The organism is Butyrivibrio sp. INlla18 (genome assembly GCF_900103635.1).
Lineage (GTDB): Bacteria > Bacillota > Clostridia > Lachnospirales > Lachnospiraceae > Butyrivibrio.
In genome coordinates this window covers 109013-131468 of the sequence record NZ_FMXK01000006.1, presented here as the reverse complement: position 1 = coordinate 131468, position 22456 = coordinate 109013, and the positions used below count along the sequence as shown (strand labels likewise).

Annotated in this window: 15 protein-coding genes; all 15 read right to left on the bottom strand. The window is 38.9% G+C overall.

Annotation, left to right across the window (positions count from 1 at the left end):
- Window positions 1–3 precede the first annotated feature (3 nt).
- The 15 genes from atpE to BLS24_RS04600 all read right to left on the bottom strand — a co-directional run bounded on the left by atpE (window position 4) and on the right by BLS24_RS04600 (window position 22307).
- Window positions 4–222 carry an ATP synthase F0 subunit C gene (gene atpE / locus BLS24_RS04670; protein ID WP_071176281.1) on the bottom strand — a complete coding sequence of 73 codons (219 nt, stop codon included), beginning with the start codon at window positions 220–222 and terminating at the stop codon, window positions 4–6.
- A gap of 21 nt (window positions 223–243) precedes the next feature.
- Window positions 244–933 carry a F0F1 ATP synthase subunit A gene (locus BLS24_RS04665; RefSeq protein ID WP_091756604.1) on the bottom strand — a complete coding sequence of 230 codons (690 nt, stop codon included), beginning with the start codon at window positions 931–933 and terminating at the stop codon, window positions 244–246.
- 142 nt (window positions 934–1075) lie between these two features.
- Window positions 1076–2401 carry a hypothetical protein gene (locus BLS24_RS04660; RefSeq protein ID WP_091756602.1) on the bottom strand — a complete coding sequence of 442 codons (1326 nt, stop codon included), beginning with the start codon at window positions 2399–2401 and terminating at the stop codon, window positions 1076–1078.
- An 8-nt stretch (window positions 2402–2409) separates the two neighbouring features.
- Window positions 2410–4929, bottom strand: a complete 2520-nt coding sequence (locus BLS24_RS04655) for a DUF342 domain-containing protein (protein WP_176764333.1) — start codon at window positions 4927–4929, stop codon at window positions 2410–2412.
- Between the two features lie 30 nt (window positions 4930–4959).
- On the bottom strand, window positions 4960–5367 hold the full coding sequence (locus BLS24_RS04650) for an ATP-binding protein (protein ID WP_091756598.1): 408 nt from the start codon (window positions 5365–5367) through the stop codon (window positions 4960–4962).
- A gap of 84 nt (window positions 5368–5451) precedes the next feature.
- Complete coding sequence (locus BLS24_RS04645) at window positions 5452–6117, bottom strand: TVP38/TMEM64 family protein (protein WP_091756595.1); 666 nt, start codon at window positions 6115–6117, stop codon at window positions 5452–5454.
- Between the two features lie 33 nt (window positions 6118–6150).
- Window positions 6151–7197, bottom strand: coding sequence for an FAD:protein FMN transferase (locus tag BLS24_RS04640; RefSeq protein ID WP_242872232.1), 1047 nt, complete (start codon window positions 7195–7197; stop codon window positions 6151–6153).
- Window positions 7194–9464, bottom strand: coding sequence for a glycoside hydrolase family 31 protein (locus tag BLS24_RS04635; protein ID WP_091756593.1), 2271 nt, complete (start codon window positions 9462–9464; stop codon window positions 7194–7196). Before BLS24_RS04635 ends, BLS24_RS04640 begins: the two co-directional genes overlap by 4 nt.
- Before the next feature lie 17 nt (window positions 9465–9481).
- Window positions 9482–11701, bottom strand: a complete 2220-nt coding sequence (locus BLS24_RS04630; protein ID WP_176764332.1) for a glycoside hydrolase family 95 protein — start codon at window positions 11699–11701, stop codon at window positions 9482–9484.
- Between the two features lie 17 nt (window positions 11702–11718).
- Window positions 11719–13563 carry a glycoside hydrolase family 36 protein gene (locus BLS24_RS04625; RefSeq protein ID WP_091756588.1) on the bottom strand — a complete coding sequence of 615 codons (1845 nt, stop codon included), beginning with the start codon at window positions 13561–13563 and terminating at the stop codon, window positions 11719–11721.
- Window positions 13564–13688: 125 nt separating this feature from the next.
- Window positions 13689–15449 carry a type 2 periplasmic-binding domain-containing protein gene (locus BLS24_RS04620; RefSeq protein ID WP_091756586.1) on the bottom strand — a complete coding sequence of 587 codons (1761 nt, stop codon included), beginning with the start codon at window positions 15447–15449 and terminating at the stop codon, window positions 13689–13691.
- A gap of 41 nt (window positions 15450–15490) precedes the next feature.
- Complete coding sequence (locus BLS24_RS04615; protein ID WP_071176293.1) at window positions 15491–16378, bottom strand: carbohydrate ABC transporter permease; 888 nt, start codon at window positions 16376–16378, stop codon at window positions 15491–15493.
- A 30-nt stretch (window positions 16379–16408) separates the two neighbouring features.
- Window positions 16409–17344, bottom strand: a complete 936-nt coding sequence (locus BLS24_RS04610; RefSeq protein ID WP_091756584.1) for an ABC transporter permease — start codon at window positions 17342–17344, stop codon at window positions 16409–16411.
- Window positions 17345–17482: 138 nt separating this feature from the next.
- Window positions 17483–19960, bottom strand: a complete 2478-nt coding sequence (locus BLS24_RS04605) for a glycoside hydrolase family 2 TIM barrel-domain containing protein (protein WP_091756582.1) — start codon at window positions 19958–19960, stop codon at window positions 17483–17485.
- A gap of 37 nt (window positions 19961–19997) precedes the next feature.
- Entirely contained in the window at window positions 19998–22307 is a 2310-nt protein-coding gene (locus BLS24_RS04600; RefSeq protein ID WP_091756580.1) for a helix-turn-helix transcriptional regulator, read from the bottom strand.
- Window positions 22308–22456 lie beyond the last annotated feature (149 nt).

Sequence of the window (22456 nt, the reverse complement as noted above, 5' to 3'; positions counted from 1 at the left end):
CCTTTATGAGAAAAGAATGATCATGATAGCAACAACGAAACCATAGATAGCTGTTGCCTCTGCAAGGGCACAACCCAAAAGAAGAAGCTTCATGATCTTGCCATCTGCTTCTGGCTGACGAGCAACTGCATCTGTTGCCTTAGATGTTGCGATACCGATACCAATACCTGCTCCAATACCTGTAAATGCAGCAATAGCTGCTCCAATAGCTGTTAAATTCATCTTTTGTTCCTCCTATTTTGCTCACTCGAGAGCCTCTTTTATATATAGTGATGTTAGAAATACAAAAACATACGCCTGTATCGCACCATCAAAAATATCAAAATATAAACTAAGTGCAGCTGGCACAATTACAGGAACTGGCATAGCTACCTTAATAAGCTCCATGATAACTGTAGCTCCAAGAATGTTACCAAAAAGTCGCATGCAAAGAGACAGTGGTCTGATAAAGAGCTCTAGCACATTCATAGGTGCTATTACTGCCATAGGCTGAGCAAAGCCCTTAGCCCATTTTCCCACACCTTTTCTCTTGATACCTGCTCCTTCTACAAGGATGATGCTCATGATAGAAAGAGCTATCGTGATAGTAATATCCATAGTAGGCGGAGTAAGCCCGAAAAGTCCGACCATGTTAGAAAAGGCTATAAAAATAAGTACGGTGCCCAAATAGTCTCTGTACCTGTAGCCCTCTTCTCCGATCATTCCTCCAGTTACACCTCTTATCCATATTACAAAAGACTCAACTGCAGCTTGTTTCTTGGAAATATTGTGTACCTTGAGATCACGAGTCATAAACAGGATAAGAAAAAAGACAATAGCTATGACCAACCAGGACACTACAACAGATTTATATATATCAAAAAACCCGTCGCCATACGGAATGTGGATCAGCGCTTTGTCTCCCATTAAGATTTCATATAATGTTTCTTTCATATCATTTGCCCCCAAAACTAACCTTTATTATAGAAAAATAACACTGATTGTGCAATGTTTTTCATACAACATTTAGATTTAGACTGAATTTTATAAACAAATAAGAGCTGGTCATTTGACCAGCTCTTATAAGCTATTGTTATTACTTTTTGATCTTCTCTTTCTTTGTTTTATTTTTTCTATACATTTCTTCGCCAGCTGCACCAAGGAAACCTATAAGTAGGAGCCACCACCAGGATACCTTTTCCTCTTTCATTCCATCTGATACAGGAACTTCCTCATCAAGAATAGTTACAACGGTAGGAGTCTTTATTTCTACTTTTTCTTTCTTAACTGTCTTCTTAGCTGGAGTCTTTGCTGTACCTGTAAGTATTACATCATCGAGTTCCCCTCTTCTTTCACCAAGAACCTCTATCTGTACTGCATTGCCCATAACTGCCTCTGCTGTTGACATCTCTTCAGTTCCTGCCTCAGCATTTATGTGTCCTACTCCTGTATTAGGTACTGAATATACATTTGCAGCTCCGCTTTCTGCATTTCCATCACTTTCTGTTGTATCATCAGTTGCCTCGTCGCCGCCATTTGACTGAACAAATTTCTTTAATGCCTCGAAAGCTTCTGCCTTCTTTTCTTCAAGCTCAGATAGACCAGCTTCTGCTTCTTTGATCTTTTCTTCTGCTTCTGCAAGGTACTTATCAAGGAACTCTATTGCCTCTTCTAAAGTCATGTTGTTAAGGTCAGCTGCTTCTGCATCTGTAATATCAAGGCCAAAGAATGTAGCAAGATCATCAACTTCAAGAGCTGCCTTAGCATTAGCAAGTCTGTTCTTACGAGTATTCTTGAGCTCATCAATAGCTCCGCTAAGTTTATCTGTCTCTGTGATAGCATCTTCTACTGCCTGCTTAGCTTCTGCTACAGCTTTGTCATATTCCTCGTACTTAGCTTTATATGTTCCAGCCTTTTCGCAGAATGCCTTAAACTCTGCATCATTCTGTGTATCTACAGCATATTCTCCACCATGGATCTTGCTGTTCTTGTTCTGAACTACTTTGCGAAGCTCTACGCTTCCCATGAAGAACTTTCCATCAACTTCCTGAACCTGGCCGGTTTCTTTAAGAGCCACTACCTCTTCTCTTACAAGATACTTGGTTACACCACCTTCATCGTAGGTAAATACATCAAGCTTACCAGTATTTGCTCTGTCGTGAAGTTCATTTGTATCGTCATTGCTGTTCTTACCAAAATAGCTATTTAAATGCTTGTCAGCATCAATTTCTTCCTGGCTCTTTTGATAGATTACAATATCTGTGCTACTTCCAAGATTGTTATATCTGTTATCGCAAGGCTGTTTGTCTACTCTGTCATAGTTAAAGTAAACTGTCTGAGTAACGCCATTACTATCAACATATGTAAAGATGTTATAGTTATTATCCTGTTTGTCATAGCCTCTTACATATTTAACAATCAACAGATCCTTTAACCTTCCATAACTACTACATTTTCTCGAAGGGCATCTGCTTTATACGTGAGTTTATCGTATGTTCTACGATCGCTCTCTGCCCTATAAACAATTCCATCAATAACAAATATTGTTCCTGCATAGACCATTTCTGTAATAACAGCTTGTGCCTGGCTACCCTTATTTATCTCTTCTTCGAGCTTTCCTTTCTTTTGTAGAAGCTCTTTTATCTTGCTCTCCTTCATACCAATAGCAGCGTTGATCTTGATCTTCCATTGCATCTGCTGTCTATCAACAGCTCCGATCTCCTGAAGTCTGTTCTTTTCCTTGATAAGAGTATTAAGATCTTCTTCTTCTCTGCTGATAGTCTTCTGTATAGAATTGAATTCTCCAAGAAGAGCTCCGTTTACCCCAAGATTTATGATGGTCTTGGCACCTGACTTATTACCAACAACAGCTGACTCAATACCAAAGAGGCTCTGGCAAGTTCCACCATAGATAATACCGGCTCTACCATAGGTCTTAATAAGTCCCTGAGCATTTGTAGTGCAGTTGATAAAGTAGTTTGCTGAGATATTCTTGGCATTTATAGTAACGCCTTCAAAGAATTTGGCTGAAACATCCCCTTGTGCAGTAATACTTCCTCGGATAGGGCATGTTGCACCGCCTTTGATGATGACATTGCCGCCACTATTAATCTCTGAGCTTTCCATGTGACCACCAATAATAATATCGCCACTAGCATAGATCACACTTCCGGAATTAACATCTCCAGTCACATATACTACGCCATCATAGCTGATCTTCTTGTCAGTGATCTTAACTTCAGGCATTACCATGATCTTTTGGATGTTTATGATTCCATCATTAAAGGTAAGAGCTCCTGTGTACTTGGCAACATATGTTACTCTGTCGCTTAAGATCATAAAGCCTTCTCCCTTAAGGATAGGAATCTCTTTTCCAGCTTTAGCCTTTACAACTTCGCCATAAACATTAAAGCCATCAACTCCCCTGGTAGCTCTATGGTATTCAGCAAGCTTATCTCCTACATGAACCTGGATAAGATCCATATTAGAAAGATCTGCTGTTCCATCCTTTAATATTACAGGCTCTGTATTTGCCTCTGTATCAAAGAAATACTCATAATATCCATCTGAGCCATCTACAACCTCTTTTCCTGAAGCCACAAGATACTTCTGATTATGATTATGTTCTTTGACCATATCAGCGATGATGTCTCTATTTACTCCCTTTCTGACATTGCACTTAAAAAGGAAAGTCAGAACAACATCTTCTGTATATTCCATGCCATCAGCTCTAAGTGGAAGCTTCATCCAGCAGAGCATGTCATTTTGAGTAAAGGACAGGTATAAATCTTTATTTTCAAGCATGGACTCAAGAAGAACCTTGCCATCCTTGACTCCACCTGTTCTATCAAGCGCAGCAACCTCCGGTGTCTCATCCGGAAGAACAGCCTGATATTCACCTGAGAGCATAAGCTCTCTGATGCGCCTCATATCCTTGGCTGTGTACATCATTGTAGAATACTGACTTACATCAAGGCCGTCTTCAAGGCCAAGTCTGATCTCGCGCATCTGATCAGCTCTATAAAGAGGCTTGCTATAAGGAGTAATATCAATCTGATGCTCCAAGCCCATTCGCATTTCATACATCTGTTGCCATCCATAGGCGCCATCTGCATATTTACCAACATCAACACCATTTTCAAGACCAATTCTGATCTCTTTGATAGCATCTCCGCGCATGTCTCCTGTTATAAATTCATCAATAGGAAGTCCTTCCTTAAGTCCTATTCTGATCTGTTCGATCTGTTCCCCATCAAATCTTTCTTTAATATACCTGGAAATATCTACGTTGTCTAAGTAAGCCTTATGCATCTGATTAAGTATATTGGCATTATATCTAGCAATTTCCTGACCTGTAAAAAATAGCCCATCCTCCGCGCTGTGTCTGATAGCACGCATTTTCATATACGGCACATCCACGGCTGCATAAGAAGAAATATCGATTCCTGCCTCTAAGCCCTTTCTGATTTCCCGCATTTGCAGATTATCGTATTGTGGATCTTGGAAAAAAATAATTGGAACACCGCCATTTTTAGACATACCAAGCCTGAGCTCTCGCATCTGATCTGCTAAATACTCTTTCTTGGCATATACAGAAACATCTATACCATTTTGAATTCCCTGCCTTATCTGAGAAATCTGCCTTAGATCAAAGCCTTCTTCTCTGTATTTTGTCATGTCAATATTCTGAGTCATTTCGAGACGAAGCTCTTCCATCTCAGTCCATGGCATTTTTGGATCAAGATATTTAGAAATATCTACTTTATCGGTGAGACCCTTCCTGATCTCAGCCAATTGAAGCGCATTAAACTTAAGAGCTCTCAGTTTATCAACATCAGCTCCTGCATACTTGCACAGATCTAGCTCTTTTTCTAATGAATTCTGATCAAAAGAATCAAGGCCAGAATAAACATTAAATTCACTAATAAGGTCTGTTTCCTGAGTAGCCATATGTGCTCCTAAACTTGGCATATATAGTCTTTACAGTTTCTTTATGAGGGAAAGCTTGTTTTTCCCATCTTCATAGAGATAATTAACCTCATCCATGCTCTTTTTTACTATATAAATTCCCAAACCGCCTATCTGTCTCTCTTCTACAGATAGTGTTATATCAGGATCTTCTTTTTGTAATGGATCATATCTGGCGCCGCTATCAATAAATGTTATGAAAACGCTCTCTTTTTCTTTATCATATTCAAAAGATATTTCGGCCTGGCCTACTCTATCTCCATAGGCGTAATGACATATATTAACGAATATTTCCTCTACTGCTACATCGATCTGAGTCTGTACCTTCATTGAAGCGTTATGCTGTTCAAGCTCTGTGTCAATAAACTCTATGACTTTATCCAGATTATCCACCAGAGCATCAATTTTTAGTACACTCATATCTACTCTCCAACTGATCTACATAAACTTCTACAATTATATTATATACAAAATATCGTTAATTTGCTTAATTATTTTATTTTGCTATTCTGACCTTCTTTTTTCTTTTTTTACAAATAGCGCAGCTACTACATATACGATGATCGCGATCACTGCCCCTAGAACAAGGAGGCTATACTGATTCGAAATAAGCATCGCTCCGCCATAGGTATATAGGAAAATATGTGGAAATCTAAATACCAGTGTCAAAAGGATCCACACAATAAGTTTTTCTTCTGAATAATAGCCAAGGTAGGCATATGTATCTTTTGGTAATGGAAATAACATAAAAAGAATGTGAATAAGCATAGGCTTTCCTCTTTTTATGAAATCCTCAACCTTTATAAGTTTGTCTTCTGGGAATAAATATAGAAGGAAATCTCTACCAAATCTCCTACCAATAAGAAAAGCTAAAGAGTTCGCCAAAGTGGCAAAAACATCACATATGACCGCGCCCTTTAAGCCGCCCCACACGTAACCAGCCGCCAGATAAAACGGTAGTCCGGGAATGCAAGTAGAAAGAGTTTGAATAAAGATAAAAATACCAAATATAAGTAACCCCAACATACCCTGGTCTTCAACATACTGCTGAAGTTTTTCAGGATCTCCTAAAAATGATATCATAGGACGCCCGATAAATAAATACAAAAGTATCATAAAAACAACAACTAATGCACTTGTTAATATAGTTCTAAAGACACCCTTTTTCATATGATCGCCTCTAGATCAATTATACTATGTGAATCACTTTCTAACTACAGTAAGCTTAGCATCATAATACTCAGAAGAAAGAGAAAACTTGTCAGCTATCCCTTCTGTCACATACACATTTCCATCATCAGTGATAAATACTGCATCGAAGTCATCTCTCGTCTTCCAAAAATCTATAGCCTCATCAAGTCCCTTCACAAAAAGAGCTGTTGAAAAACCGTCACACATAAGACCATCCTTACCGATTATAGTGACAGATACAAGGCCATTCTTTGCAGGCTTTCCTGTATCCGGATCCAGGATATGCCAGAATACTTCTCCATTACTTTCAAAGAATCTCTCATATCCTCCAGAGGTGATAATAGCTACATCTTCTGCCTTTATCACTCCCAAAATTCCGCTCTTAGTATCTTTAAATGGGCTCTTTATAGCAACGTTCCATGGCTGACCGTTTGGCTTTTTCCCAACGCACTGTACATTGCCTCCAAGATTTATCAGAGCACTTTTCACTCCCATCTTCCTGTAGTAATCAGCAAGCATGTTGCTGGTATATCCCTTTACGATACTTCCAAGATCAATCTTCATATCGGAAGGGATAGTAACAAGAGATGTTCCGTTAGATCCGTTCCTTATGCTGATCCTTCTGTAATCAACATATTTTAAAAGATCTTTTATCTCAGTTTCCTCAGGGATCCTATACTTACTGGTAGTGAATCCCCAGGCAGTCAGCACAGGATATATTGATATATCAAGGTCTCCATCAGTCTCCTTGCAAATATCAAGCGCATTCTTTAAGATCCCAGTAGTTTGTTTAGACATTATGTACTGCTTTTTTTCATTTAGAAGTCCTATTTCGCTGTCAGGATCAGTAACAGATAGCGCCTTTTCAAGATTTCCTATTTTTCTTTCAGATTCATCCAAAAGAGCTGCATCTCCCGCAACCTGGATTTCCATTAGCGTATCCATTGCATAAAGCGTTGTAGTTTCAAGATTGTCTTCCTTGGCATGATAAAATTTTAGTATGACCAGAAATACCGCCAGGCCTAATACTACTCCGACGACTCCTAAAAGCTTTTTCATGAATAATCCTCTGTTAACTCCTGTTTTTCTTCATTCCAATAATAGCTCTTTATATGATAATTTCCCTTTTCATAGCCGTATCCATCTCCGGAATCCTCATATAATCTAAAACTCCCATCACATCCGGGGTAAACTGAAACTTCCACAGCATTATCATTCATATCCCTGGTACACAGCTCCGGCTTTTTCATAGGGATTATAGATCCTTCCTTAACAAAAAGTGGAATCTTATCAAGAGGGCACTTATATGAAATATCCTGTCCTCCCCTATAGCACTCCTTCGTGTAAAAGTCGTACCATTTTGTTCCTTCAGGAAGGTAAATATTTCTCTCATTCTGATCATCAACAACAGGACACACCATAATACTTGGTCCAAACATGTACTGATCAGAAATATATCTTGCTTTTTTATCATTTCCAAAATCAAAAAGCAAAGGACGGATAAATGCACCATCTTCCAGACAGACCAAAGCACCCACAGAGTAGATATAAGGCATCAATTGGTATCTGAGCTCTATAGTCTTACAGATGGCTTCATAATATCTGTTTCCTTCATCACCAAAAGCCCATGGTTCTCTTTCTATATCAGTGCCATGTGCCCTGAATACAGGTAAAAACGCTGCAAACTCAAGCCACCTGACATAGAGCTTTTTGTATTCTTCAGTGATCCCATCAGGATATTGTCCATTCCAAAACCAGTTTCTGCCCTTTTTGACAAAAAAAGCTCCTGTATCCATTGTCCAATAAGGCATACCGCTTGCAGCAATCTGAAGCCCAGCTCTTACCTGGTTTCTAAGGCACTGCCAGCTGGCAGAAATATCCCCTGACCACAGAATAGTACCATACTTTTGACTACCTGCCCAGCCGCTTCTTGTGAGGTTTACTACTCTTTTGTCATGATTCTGTTTTCTTTGATTTTCCCATATCCCCAATGCATGATACTTCCCATATGAATTAGCCCTCTCAAATGGCATGATATTATCAGCATCTTTTTTATACTCACAGTATTTTTCACCAGCAGATGGTTCGATAATATGCCCCCATTCAGGTGTGATAGGCTCACTGCTGTCACACCACCAGCCATCAACACCTGCAGGATAAAGAGATTTCTCGATCTGTTTCCAATAGATATCTCTTCCCGCTTTTTCAAATGCATTATATACATCAGTCCCCGGAAATAAAAGACCTGCATCCATAAATTCAGTATTATCAGCTGTGCCCTGACTCATATTAGGCCAGATCGACATCATGAAATGAATTCCCATTTCATGCAGCTTTGCTGTCATCTTCTTTGGATCAGGAAAACGCTTTTTATCAAAAATCTTTTGTCCCCACTGCCCATCAGGCCAGCTAAGCCAGTCAAGTACCAGACAATCTACGCCGATTTTTCTTTTTCGAAACTCCTTAGCCGTATCAAGGATTTCTTTTTGACTCTGGTAACGCTCCTTACTCTGAATATAGCCATATGCCCAGTTTGGAAGCATAGCAGCTTTACCAGTGATTCTTCTAAAGCTTTTCACAACATCAAAAAGGTTGTCTCCAAACAGGAAAAAGTAGTCAAGATAGAAATCTGCTTCCGTTTGAAGATAAGCTTCATTGTCTTTTTCCTCAAACATGAATAAAGACTCTGTGCTCAAAAGGATCCCGTAATTTTTGGAAGATATCATAAATGGAATGCTGATCTTACGATTTCCCTGATGTCCATAGTAAGTGGTATTTCTAAGATTCCACTCACCGTGCTCTCCCTGTCCAAGGCCTAGCAAAATCTCATCTTCATCAAAGCAAAAATAATTTCTTGTCTTATAGGCATAGCCGCATTCTTTTTTTTCTGCTTCCTTTACCTTCTTTTTCAGCCCATCTGCCGTTTCAATCTCTTCAACTTTAAGATTACCCACTGTCTGATACAGTGTTATCTTTTCAAGAAATCTTGGCTCATATGTTCTTTCTTTTAGTAAAAGTTTTCCATTAGCATTTTCAAAAGATACAGCCCCGGTTTTCTTTGAAATAATGATCTGTCCTTCAGATGACTTGATGAAAAAAGAAGTAGATGACTCCATCAATTTGTATTTTATGCCGTTTATAAAGCCATCATAATCTCTTCCCTGCTCAGGAGAAAACTCTGCCTCTTCTGAAAAAGATACTCTTACAATGCCCCCATTTTGCGGAATGATCCTAAGCACACCGGCTTCAGAATAAAAAAGTAAGATTCCATTTTTATCTTCACACCTTGTAATCTCGTAGCTTTTTGCTGCAACTACCTCCATCATAACCTTTTCTCCCCCATTTATACCGTCATTTTCAAAACCTTACCATTTACATTTACTGTAACTAAGGTCTTTTTACCGTAAGTTCTTTTTAGCTCCCAATCAGTTACCTTCATATCCTTCCATTCCATAGAAAGCTCAAGACCGCCCCTTAGGCGCACTCCTTTAACACTTCCTTTTGAAAACATACTAGGAAGAGCAGGCAAAAGAACAAATTCATCATCCCTTCCCTGTACCAGCATCTCAAGCATAGCTGCTGCCGCGCCAAGATTGCCGTCAATCTGGAATATAGGTGAAGGATGATAAGGATGGTTATCCATAAGATTATCAAATGTGCTTCCTGTTAAAAGAGCTTTAAGGTTCTCATACACCTTCTCGCCATCAAGAAAATGTGCCCAAAGTCCAATAATCCATGCTCTTGACCATCCCGTGTGACCGCCTCCATATGAAAGTCTCCTTTCAAGAGTTTTCCTTGCTGCCTTCATTAGATCAGGCGTCTTTCCAAAGCTGATCGAGCTTCCCGGATACACACCATATAAATGCGAAATGTGTCTATGTCCAGGCTCTTCTTCCTCGTAATCTTCCATCCATTCCATGATCTGGCCAAATCTTCCAATCTGTATTTTTGGAAGTCCATCTATGATCTTTTTTGCCCTTGAAATTTCAGTTTCATCAGCTGATAAAGCCTTACACGCTCCGATATATCCATTTAAGAGTTCCATCAGGATCTCTGTATCCATTGTTGCGCCCTCACACAGGCACCCTTTGACACCGCTTTTTAAGATATATGTATTTTCAGGAGATACCGTTGGCGATACAACAAGGTCCCCCTTATCATTTTTGATCAAAAAGTCCTCAAAGAAATCTACACACTCTTTAAGAACATCAAAGTTTTCTTTTAAGAACTCTACATCCCCGGTAAAAAGATAATGCTCCCAGATATGGGTTGCCATGAAGGCTCCTCCCATTACCCAGTAAGAAGCAGGGATATAGTGATCCTGAGGAGCAGTATCTGCGTAGATATCCGTATTATGGTGGGCTACAAATCCCCTGCAGCCATACATTTTTTTTGCAGTTCCTTTGCCGTTATCACATACTTTTTTTAAAAGTTCAAAATATGGCTCGTGGCATGATGATAAATTGCCGCTTTCTGCAATCCAGTAATTCATCTCCAGGTTTATGTTGATCGTAAACTTGCTTCCCCAGGGCGGAGTAAGACTAGAATTCCAGATACCCTGCAGGTTCGCAGGAAGGCATTTGCCCCTGCTTGATGAAAAAAGGAGATATCTTCCGTACTGAAAGTATAGTGCGAACAGATCAGGATCGCTCTCTCCATTTTTGAGTGCAAAAAGCCTCTTATCAACAGGCATTTTCCTTGCACCTATGGTCAAGTCAGAGTCTGAGACATCTCCCAGACATAATGATAATTTTTCAAATCCTTCTTTATATTCCAGGAGATGATCATTATATATATCAGCAAAAGATTTCTTGCAGACACGCTTTATATTTCTTTCTGATTCCCCTAAATAATCTTCATGATAGAACCTTGTCCTGATATCAATTATCAGATCTGCTTCTTTTGCATCTCTTATCAAAAGATGATCGCCAATAGTACTAATCATTCCATCAGATCTGGCTTTCACTCTGACAGCAAAAGGGATTCCTATCCCTGTTACAACTTTAAATCCAATTTCATCCTGGGATGCCCATTCATCGTCAAGGTTGTTGTAATCTCTTGACAGCCTGCAGCATAAGTTAATAGGCCCTTCATCTGCAGTCAGATGATAAACAATGACTCCATCAGGACGTGAAGCTATAAGCTCTCTTTTATAGCCTAACTCTCCTGCCTTATAAGAAGTTGTAACGCATCCTGTGTGAAGATCCAGTTCTCTTTCGTAACAATTAACTTCTCCAGAATGTTCCATATCAATAGTAAGAACCCCCGCCATCTGGTAAGAGCGTTCAGAATTGGGAGTACCTGATAAAGCCATGACAGCCAATTTTTCAGCCTCTGGTATCTTGCCATCATGAAGAAGTCTTCTAATCTCTCCAAGATATTTATATGCATCAGGATTGTTGCGATCTATAGGACCCCCACTCCAGATACTGTCCTCGTTTAGAAAAAGAGTATCTCTATTTGGCCCGGATGTAACCATAGCTCCCAATCTGCCATTACCTACAGGCAGTGCCTCTTCCCACTTATAAGCAGGTTTGTCGTAGTACAAGCTCAAACTGTCCATATTATCTACACCCCATTTTATTTCTGCAAAATGCATGCATATGCAGAAAAATCTTTATCCGCTTTACCAAATTCTGCTATTATCCTGCCTTCTTTAAGTAAGCTCTTATCAAGCTCCCTGGAATCTTCAAAACGATGATAGATCGCCAGAACTTTTCCTTCATATTCCCTTAACACAAGCTGCTGTCCAGTAGGCTTATTGTAACTGTAAACACTGCTGTCAATTACTTTAGTCACGCCGCATTTTATAATATCTGAAGCCTCATTATAAAATGCTATAGCTTCATCAACTATCTTCATCTGCTCATCTGAAAGATCATATATATCACCACTAAGACACATTCTTCCAAGGAATGTAGAAACAAGTGAATAATAAAGGCGATCAGCATTGTCACTTGCTCTTAGTACTGCCCAGATCTGACTCTGTCTTGGCAAAATAACCCTGTGCATATTTGCAGCAATAACAGGGATAGCCAAAGTCTCATGGGCATCAGAAAAGCTTGCCTGACTTGCTATTTCCATCATTGAGTAAACAAGCCTGTGTCCGCCGCTTGAACAGTTTTCGATAACGATATCTGGTATTTCCTCTTTTATCTTGCGTATAAACTTCTGGGTTGCTAAACCCTTTCTGTAAAGCGCTTCTCCAAGACTATCGCCGCCATCACAACCTATTCCTATAGTGTCATTGTAATCAATCTTAATATATCCAAAGCCAGCCTCTTTTAGTGTTCCGATAACATCCTTTGTAAGATGCTCTATAACCCAGGGATCTTCCATATCAAGGAATCGTCTTCCTGCTACTGTAAGAGGATGACCGTCCTTTTTCAAAAGATGATCCGTCTCTTCAAAATACTTACTGTGTGGTCCTGCAAATTCAAATTCAAACCATAATCCTGGGATCATTCCTTTAGATCTGACATAATCAGCTGCCTCTTTTATTCCATTTGGAAATCTTTCCTTATTTATCTCCCAGTTTCCTACGCTGCAAGCCCAGTCACATGGAAGTCCGTACCATCCTGAATCAATTACAAGATACTGTACTCCCTTGTTTTCAAGCTTATCAGCAAGTCTTTTTACACTGTTAATATCAGGATTTCCCCAGCTGATACAGTACTCATTAAACATGATTCCCATCTTGTCATCTACAGGTGAAATATCAGGATGCTGTGCTTTAACAAGCTTGTCGCAAACTTCAGCTAAAGAGTTTCCTGTAGCAACAATGGCATCAGGGGTTCTAAAGCTCTCACCACTTCTAAGCTTTTTCATCCAATGTCCCATGTCTCTATCTGCTATGCCACCCATTACATCAAAATCCTGAGTCTCCTTACATGAAAACTCTATCTGCCAGGAAGAAGCATGTCCCATCAAAAAGCCTATGAAAGTTCCATCCTCAGAATTCTCCATAGCAAGGAAAGGAAAATACTTTCTGACAGGCATAGAGCCCGTATTTCCAAATTTCTCAATTCTTCTTGCACAGCCATTCCAGGACTTTTCCAAATGGAGATCCTGTATAGTCTCAGTCTTAAGTCTTCCCTCTTCACTCCAAAAGCTCATGAGCCTATGAAATTTGTCAGCCTTTATGCCCTTTAGTGCAAAGCTTGATAACATCTCCAAAGTAACTTCGCTGCCACTTCTATTTTCAAATTCTGTATATACGCGGATTGCCTCCCCGTCTTTTTTTTCAAATACCCTTGCTCTATATCCCCTCTCATCTACAAAGAGCGTTTCTTTCTCATTTTCTTTTTCTAATACATCTACCTTTTTCAAGTTCCAAAACGTTTCGCTAGAAACCATACTTAACCCGCAGGAAAAACCTCCTGCATACTCATCACCAATAATCTTAGCTTCTACTACAAATTCCATAATAACCTTCCTGTCCACACATAAATATAGGCGGACGCAGCCTTTGGTTATGGGCCACAGCTTTCAAAACTGTGGCCCATAACAGCATTTGTGTGCCCGCCAAATATAATTATATCGAAAAAGCTTTATTTTTCGATATTTTCCATGTACTTATCATAGTATTTCTGGTATAAAGAAACGTAATTATCTACGCCCATACTCTCGAGCTTACTGATATATGTTTCCCAATCCTTATCAACGTCCATGTCTCCTGTAATAAACTGTACCGTTGCCTGATTTACATAGTCTCCAATTGTAAGTGTAAGCTCTGAAATAGTCTGTGCATCCTGACCTTCGAATACAAGATTTGGTACCAGAGTATCTTCACCTGGATCAAACTTGCTGTATTTTTCTGCTGCAGCCTGAAGGAAATATTCACCGTCGTGACTTGGATCTTCTACCTGCATATCACCTCTGAACTTGGATGTACTGCATCTGATCATAGCATCTGAAACATATGTAACCTTCTTGCCTGTGTAATCCTTAAAGCCGGCACCTACCCAGTCAAAGTCATCTGGAATATCGTATGTCTTGTAAGTTGGTGTTCCACCTGAAAGAGATGAACCTTCAGTTGTGTAATCCCAGCCAATACCCTCAGGTCCATTTGCCTGAACAAGAGATGCCTCTTCTGAAGCCATAAAGTCCATAAGTGCTACTGCAATCTCTGGATATTTGCAGTTAACTGATACGCTTCCAACGCAAGAACCAAAATAGTTATCAGCATTTCTTGCTGCAAATCTTACTCCACCAGGGCCTTCAACAGGTTCCATAACTTCCCAGTCCTGCCACTCACCATCCTGGTTTTTCCAGAATTCATCGTTTTGTGGTCCGCCTGCAGAATACATAGCTACAAGATGATCCTCATTACTTAATGTAGCCTGGAACTGGTTATTGTCCTGTGTAAATGTCTGATTATCCAAAAGACCTTCTTTATAAAGCTTACTCATGAATCTGAAAGCTTCTTTGTACTCATCTTTCATAACTGAGTATTCGATCTTGCCATCATTTACTACAAGACCAGCTGCTACTGTTGGGTTAGTATTACTAAGAGGATTGTTACACTCAACAAAAGAGTTCACCATCCATACAGTAGGATCTGTAGCCCAGCCACCGATCATACCAGTCATAGGGATCTCATCTGCTTTTCCATTTCCATTTGGATCTTCTGTCTTAACTTTCTTTAAGAACTCATACATCTCGTCAGTAGTCTGAGGTATCTTTCCATCATTAAGTTTTTCAACCCATGGCTTGTAAATATACATTCTGTTCTGGAAGTGAGTATGGAAACACTCATTATCATCACCGTAGGTGTAAATCTTGCCATCTGACATCACAAGGTCACCCTTTCTAAGTGGACTCTCCTCATTAAGTCTGTTCCAGTTAGGGCAGTCTTTTAAATAATCATCAAGTGGAATAAGAAGTCCCTGCTGGCCATATGACTGAAGCTCAGACTTGGTCCAGTTAGTAGCAAGGAACAGATCAGGAATAGTGTCCGGATCTGTCATGATAAGATTAAGTTTTGTCTTGGCATCATCTCCATCTACATCATAAACAAAGTTTAAATGTACGTTTGTTTTTTCCTCGATCCAGTCTGTGACATAGTTGTCCTGATAGGTGCCTCCACCTGTTGTAGTAGCATAGACAAAGCATGTAAGCTCCACCTTTTCAGCAAGTGGGAATTTCACATCACTTACAGAATCAAACTTAAGTGCCTCAGATACTTCCTCACATTTTGCCTGCTCATTTCCACCAGTTGATTTTGCCCCGCAACCACATAGCATTCCTGCAACAAGACCTACAGACAGACCAGCTGCCATAAGCCTTTTTCCCATAAGTTTCTTTTTCATTTTTGTCCTCCTTTTTTATTCTAATGTAAAAAGAACTTATATCAACCCTTTACCGATCCGACCATAACACCTTTTACGAAGTATTTTTGGATAAAAGGATAAATGATCATAAGAGGTAAGGTACTGATTATGATTGTTCCGTACTTGAGCATTTCGCTTAAGTACATATTCTTTTGGATCACCATTGGATCCACGTTTCCTTTACTTAGATTAACCTGAGACAAAAGAAGTATCCTTCTAAGTACAAGTTGAAGAGGGAACTTTGCCTCATCATTTATGTAGATCATTGGATTAAAATATGAATTCCAGATACCTACTGCGGTCCACAGACAGAGTACTGCGATGATAGGAGTCGATAGAGGAATTACAATGCTTTTGAAGAACTTAAAGTCTTCGCAGCCATCCATTTGCGCCGCTTCCAGAAGTTCCTTGGGTATTGTCTGTTTAAAATATGTTCTCGCAACTATGACGTTATACGCACTAACTGATCCGGGAAGTATGATTGCCCACATTGTATCTATAAGTCCCAGATTTTTTACCAAAAGATATGATGGAATAAGTCCACCTGAAAACATCATTGTAAAAAGGAATATGCCCATAAGTATCTTTTTTCCTTTGAAATCATCCCTTGATAATGGATAAGCTGCAAAAAGCGTAAGTGTAATACTGATAAAAGTTCCTACTAACGTATAGAGTAAAGAATTGCTGTAACCTACCCAGATCGAACTATACTCAAACACTGCCTTATAGCTATCAAGTGTTGGTGCAACAGGAAGAAATCTGACTCTTCCTGCCATAAGAGCATCACCTGAACTAAAAGAACAGCTCACAATGTAGATAAGCGGATATAGTTCTATTACAAGTAATAACGCCAGTAAAATATAATTTATGAAATATACGACCTTGTCCTGAGATATTTTCTTATTCATTGTTTATTTCACCTTCCCCAAAACTTAAGATTATAAAAATCCATTACCCGTCAACTTATCTGCTATCTTATTGGTAACAAGAATAAGAACAAGTCCTATAAGTGATTGAAAAAGTCCTATCGCTGTCGAATAGGAATAATCCGGAAATGTTGAAACTAATGAGACCTTGTATGCATATGTTGTTATTACTTCTGATGCACTTACATTGTTCTGATTCTGCATAGCAAGGACTTTCTCATATCCAATATTTAAGACACTTCCCATGTTAAGGATCAGCATTATGACCACAGTTGGAAGTATCGCTGGAATATCCACATATTTTATTCTCTGCAAAAGAGTTGCTCCATCGATTATGGCCGCTTCGTGCTGCTCCATATCAACACCCGCAAGTGCTGCGATATAGATAATCGAACAAAATCCAACTCCCTGCCATACTCCGGACCAAACATATAAGGATGGGAACAACCCTGCTGATCCAAGTACACTTACGCCAAATTTCTCATATACAAATTTTCCGATTACGCCTATTCTGGTATCCATCAAAAGGTTTATGATACCAACAAAGACTACTGTAGAAATGAAGTATGGGCAGTAACTAACCATCTGCACCGTTTTTCTAAACCTCAGATTTTTGGCATAGTTAAGTGAAAGTGCCAGTAAGATCGCAGTTGGGATTGATACGAGCATAGAATAAAATGAAAGAATAAGTGTATTTCCCAGGCATTCTTTAAAGTTATAGTTATTAAAGAATCTGATGAAATTGTTCATTCCACAGTTTTCTGCCCAAGGGCTTCCCCATATTCCTTTGCTTACCTGATAATTCTTAAAGGCAAGTATTACTCCGTACATTGGTGCGTATGCGAATATAAAAAGAACTATGACCGGCAGCGACACCATAAGATACAACTGCCAATGTCTTAAAGCATATTGACCAAATCTTTTTAAACTTGATTCTGTGTTTTTCATTTAGCTTTTTTCCTTCCGTCAGATTTGATGGTTCAATTATTATTTCTTTCCGGAAAAAAAATCTATATACAATGTTTTTTTGGAATATTCAAAATTTAAAAGGGGCCCGAAGGCCCCTTTTTATCAGTGTTTTTATATTCAGATGTTTCCAATCTTAAAATCTTCCTCAATAGAATTTAGACCATTTGCAGATATCTTTAGTGTTACAATTTCGTTTTCATATCCTGAACGAAGAATTACTGTTGCTCTTCCTCTAAATGAAGTTGTATCTCCATCAGTATAATTATCTTCTGTAACAGGATTAGCTGATCCAAAGCCTGCAATAGTTGTTCCTTTATTTTTACTTGCAAGTTCAGCCTTTAAACTGATCTTTGCATCAGAAACTACATTTCCATCTTCGTCAATGACTTCTACTCCAACATAAATAAGTGAATGTCCATCAGCTTTCATCTCTTTCTTTTCAGGAATAAGTCTTAAGCTGTGAGGTGCCTTAGTAGTAACAATCTTATCTCTGCTAACTTCAGAGCCTTTTTCATAGCTTATAGCTTCCACTTTACCTGGAACATACTCTGTCTCAAAAGAAACTGAGTTTGGTAATGGTTTTTCCAAACTTACCTTCTTTCTTCCAAGGCTCTTTCCATTTACAAGAACTTCTACTTCTTCCGCCTTTGAAAATACAACGATCTTTATATTCCTGTTTTCATAACCTTCATAGTTCCAGTTCTTTCTGACTTCTGTGAATCCCCATGGAGTCATCATCTCTACTTTTCCAAAGGTATCAGGATGCATTGAATAAACATATGTCTTGTCGCTTCCCCATACTACACTTCTGTAGGCTCCTTGTGGTAGCATAAAACCTGTAATATCATAGTCGGCATCATTTGCAAGTCTCCATGGATATGGTGATGAGGTCGGAGGCATCAGGTACCATCCTCCTGACTTTGCCTTTGGGTCATTTTCATCAACATACTCAGCCTTACCAATTCCCGCTTCTCCAATGTAGTCCCAGGCTGTCCAGGTAAACTCTCCTATAACATATGGGAGTCTTTCTACCAGTGGCCATCTAAAGCCTATTTCTCTTGGGAAATTCTCAGATCCAAGGATCACTCTATCAGGGAACATCTCATGATCTCTTTCATACAGTCCTTCCATGTAGTTGTATCCCACAATATCAAGTCCGTTTGTAAAGGGCTCTGACATAGTTTCCCAGCTTGTACTTATAAGTCCCTCTGAAGAGTTTTGATTTTGACTTTGTCCCTTCATGAGATCATCGTCAAGACCTCCCCAGTATGAACAGATGCCATTACTTATTGGTCTAGTTGCATCAATCTCTCTGATCATGTCACAAAGTTCTTTAGCAAGTGTATATCCATTATCGAGGCCTCCTCTTTCAGGTATCTCGTTACCTGTAGACCAAAGGATAACAGATGGATGATTCCTGTCTCTTTTTACAAAGGCTGTAAGGTCTTTTTCCCAGTCAGATGCAAAAAACTGGCTATAATCTCCGCCACGCTTTGCCATTCCCCAGGCATCAAAAGCTTCATCAAAAACATACATTCCAAGTCTGTCACAAGCTTCAATAAATGCTGAAGATGGAGGATTATGTGCTGTTCGAACCGCATTAAAGCCTGATTCTTTAAGCTTTTTTATCTTTCTTTCTTCTGCTTCATATAATGAAACAGCCCCTAAAAGTCCATTGTCATGATGAAGGCATCCGCCCTTTAATTTAACTTCTTTTCCATTTATTCTAAGTCCTCTTTCAGCATCTGCTGTAATAGTTCTGACACCAAAGAGGGTCTCTGTCTCATCTGCCTTGAATTTTTCTTCCGGAATAAAATGAGTTCTATAAATACCAAGGCTCTTTACACTCACCTTTACTTTATACAGGTTTGGGTTTTCTGCATCCCATAGCTTTGGATCATGTAATATGAACGAAATCCTTGCCGTATCTGTTTTTCCTGAGTTTACCTGTATTACACTCTTTGTCTTTTTCTTCTCTTTTCCATCTTCTTCATCAAAAACTGATACATTAACTTCGCAAAGTCTGTTTTCCAAAGTCCTATTAGCTACTTCTATAACTGCTTCCAAATAAGCTCTGTTTCCATCCACTTCCTTGGTGCAAATAAATACTCCATTTTCTGGCACATGAACTCTTGGACCATGACATATCTTAACGCCTCTGTATAAACCTGATCCTGTATACCATCTGCTGTTTACATACATTGTGGTATTACAGTTAATTGTTATCCTGTTTTCTTTTCCGAAGGTCACATAATCAGTAAGGTCTACATAGAATGGTGCATAACCATAATGCTGACTGCCTACCTTACACCCATTTACATCTATGGACACATTCATCATGGCGCCATCAATCATCAGTCCAACGCATTCATCCTTCCAGTCTTCAGGAATAAAAACCATCTTTGTGTAATTAGAAAGGCCTCCTACAAAATAACCACTATCTGACCTTGCAGGTGCATCAGGTGAGACTTTGGTGCCGATCATTCCATCATGCGGAAGATTGACTACCTCCCCTGGATCTTCGTCCAGCATCCCCAGGGAATCAACGAAATTCCTTCTAAATGTCCATTTTTCATCAATACATACTTTTTCCATAATAACTTACCCTCTCTTAGTTTATATGATCTTATTTTTAGTCATTTCTATATTCAGATGTATTAAGTCCTGTCACTCGCTTAAATGCCCTGCAGAAGGAATTTGTAGATCCATATCCTACCATCTCACTTATCTTAACTATAGGAAGGTCTGTAGTCCTAAGGAGATCTTTGGCCTTATCAATCCTGATATTTTCTATATAATTTGAGAACTTGATTCCCTGAGTCTGTTTAAAGAGACTTGATAAATATGGCTGACTTATCTCAAACTGATCTGCCACCATGGAAAGAGACAGATTCGGATCACCATAATGGCTATCTATATAAGATACAATGCCGCCAGCTATCATGTCTGCATCCTGCATCTTCTTTTGTCTGTTCATGAACTGGCATAATTCCTTAAACAGGTTAAGTGTTATTCTGATCTGGTTAAGTACAGGCAGGTTATGATTCTTTTCAAGTTCTTTGTAGTATCTTGCATACTCACTGTCACCGAGCTTTACAAGGTCAAGCAGCCTAAAGAGTGTGGACTGAAGATCTGTGATCAGCATGTGCTGCACATATACAGGAAGGTCTGACTCAATAAAATATTCCGTGACTATCATCTCCAGATAATCATGAAGTCCCTTCTCATCACCAGTTGTCACATAATGTACAAGCTTAACATGCATATCTGCTGACGGATAGCCAATTGAGTGATTTTCTCTATGGTCATACCAAATGATAGTATTTTCAATCTGCTCTGCTTCATTGTAGCAAAGATACGCAGCATTAAGATATGACTCTCTGATGCGATCCGGACTACTTTCTGTACTTCCTCCATATACAAATATCTTTTCAGCCAGTGATGGAGCCATCTGCATCTTTATATTTTTTACTAGTTCACTGGACTTTTTCCTTATCTCATCCTCACCTGCAGCCTCAGTATTCATTATAAGCGCAAGCTGTCCTTCTCCAAGGTCTGTATAAAGACTTCCTGGAAGCTTTTGATCTATAAGCTCAGTAAGAGAAGCTGAGAAGGTATTTAAAAGCTTTTGATCTCCTTCATCGCCTCCATTTATGACCATATGGAACCTAAAAAGCAGAACCCAAAATGTCCTGTTCTCCACCTGATATTGTAGATAATCTGCCATTCTGAGGATCTCTTTTTCTTCCTGAAAGCCAGAAAATAAAAGTCTGTTAACAAATGCTGTCTGCAAATATGGTTTTTGATCATTCAGAGCATTTGAAAGTTTGTCATTAGAATCTGCCAAATATGTAAATGCCTCTTTTAAGCTGGCCAAAGCTGACTGATGTCCGCCAAATCTCTCTATCTTAAGGGACATTTTATTTAACATATCATTTATAGGAGTAGCATTCTTGATAGAAATCTGATAACTAAGGATCACATCTACCAAAATACCTACAAAAATAAATGCCACAAGTAAAAGAATGCAGTACGTAAGTCTTTGATTGATGATCTTGTTGGGAACAAAGTTAGTGTACCTCATACCCGAAGCTTCCGATTCAAGTGAGATCATAGTATACTGCTCTCCGCCAAGATTTACCTCTTTTTGAATTGCATCTTTTTCATCATCAGCTTCCTGCAAAAGATTTTCTATATCACTATCACTAATAGTCATCTCATCATCAAAAGCTTTATATATGATATTTCCCGAAAAATCCTGAACAACCTGTATACTGCCTTCTTCCATGGCTGGCATCACAGATGATGCAACATCCTCTTTTATGTAGATAGCTACATGTCCATCCCCTCCAATGGTCGTAGAAAGAAGAGGTCTTGTATAGCAGATCAGATTTTCTTTAGTCTTTTTTACATAGATTTCGTATTCTTCCATAGGAAGAAATCCGTAATGTTTACTTTCTTCAGTTCTATCTAAAGACCATTTTTCAAAATCTTCGATATTATCTTTCCTAAGATATAGATCATAAAACTGCTCATAAGTGTAGGCAATTGATTTATTGATAACAACTTCCGACTTATCAAAAAATATATAATAGCCATATACTGCCTGATTTACCAGGTACAGATCTGGCAGAGCTTCCTGGAGCTCATGGATCTTGTAGGTATTGGGATACTCCATGACATTATCAAGATTTTTAAAATGATTAACTTCTACATTTGAAGTAAGACAATCTCCCAGATAGTTCACCTCTGACACAATAGTATCAAAGATGCTTGCTGAATGGATCAGCTCAGTCTTTCTGGTGTTGATGTCATCATGATTAATAACAGCAAGCATGTATGCATAGTAGCTGCAGCATATCACCATAGGTAGCAGCAACACAAAAAAGTACATAATAAAATATTTCTTGAACAGAATATTTTTATTTCCCCTCTTATTCATAAAGAAAGACTACCTTCCCCGCCAAATTTAGAGCTTGTACAAGCCAATTATAACAATACAATTATCATATCTTCCTGTTTGAAAAGATATATTCAATTTATATTTTCATATATTCAAATCTTTAGAATGCCCATAAATACAATGACTTG

Coding starts and splice junctions, on each gene's coding strand:
- BLS24_RS04625 (WP_091756588.1), bottom strand. CDS start 13,563: ATGGAATTTGTAGTAGAAGCTAAGATTATTGGTGATGAGTATGCAGGA.
- BLS24_RS04630 (WP_176764332.1), bottom strand. CDS start 11,701: ATGGACAGTTTGAGCTTGTACTACGACAAACCTGCTTATAAGTGGGAA.
- BLS24_RS04615 (WP_071176293.1), bottom strand. CDS start 16,378: ATGAATAAGAAAATATCTCAGGACAAGGTCGTATATTTCATAAATTAT.
- BLS24_RS04600 (WP_091756580.1), bottom strand. CDS start 22,307: ATGAATAAGAGGGGAAATAAAAATATTCTGTTCAAGAAATATTTTATT.
- BLS24_RS04605 (WP_091756582.1), bottom strand. CDS start 19,960: ATGGAAAAAGTATGTATTGATGAAAAATGGACATTTAGAAGGAATTTC.
- atpE (WP_071176281.1), bottom strand. CDS start 222: ATGAATTTAACAGCTATTGGAGCAGCTATTGCTGCATTTACAGGTATT.
- BLS24_RS04665 (WP_091756604.1), bottom strand. CDS start 933: ATGAAAGAAACATTATATGAAATCTTAATGGGAGACAAAGCGCTGATC.
- BLS24_RS04635 (WP_091756593.1), bottom strand. CDS start 9,464: ATGATGGAGGTAGTTGCAGCAAAAAGCTACGAGATTACAAGGTGTGAA.
- BLS24_RS04620 (WP_091756586.1), bottom strand. CDS start 15,449: ATGAAAAAGAAACTTATGGGAAAAAGGCTTATGGCAGCTGGTCTGTCT.
- BLS24_RS04640 (WP_242872232.1), bottom strand. CDS start 7,197: ATGAAAAAGCTTTTAGGAGTCGTCGGAGTAGTATTAGGCCTGGCGGTA.
- BLS24_RS04645 (WP_091756595.1), bottom strand. CDS start 6,117: ATGAAAAAGGGTGTCTTTAGAACTATATTAACAAGTGCATTAGTTGTT.
- BLS24_RS04610 (WP_091756584.1), bottom strand. CDS start 17,344: ATGAAAAACACAGAATCAAGTTTAAAAAGATTTGGTCAATATGCTTTA.
- BLS24_RS04650 (WP_091756598.1), bottom strand. CDS start 5,367: ATGAGTGTACTAAAAATTGATGCTCTGGTGGATAATCTGGATAAAGTC.
- BLS24_RS04655 (WP_176764333.1), bottom strand. CDS start 4,929: ATGGCTACTCAGGAAACAGACCTTATTAGTGAATTTAATGTTTATTCT.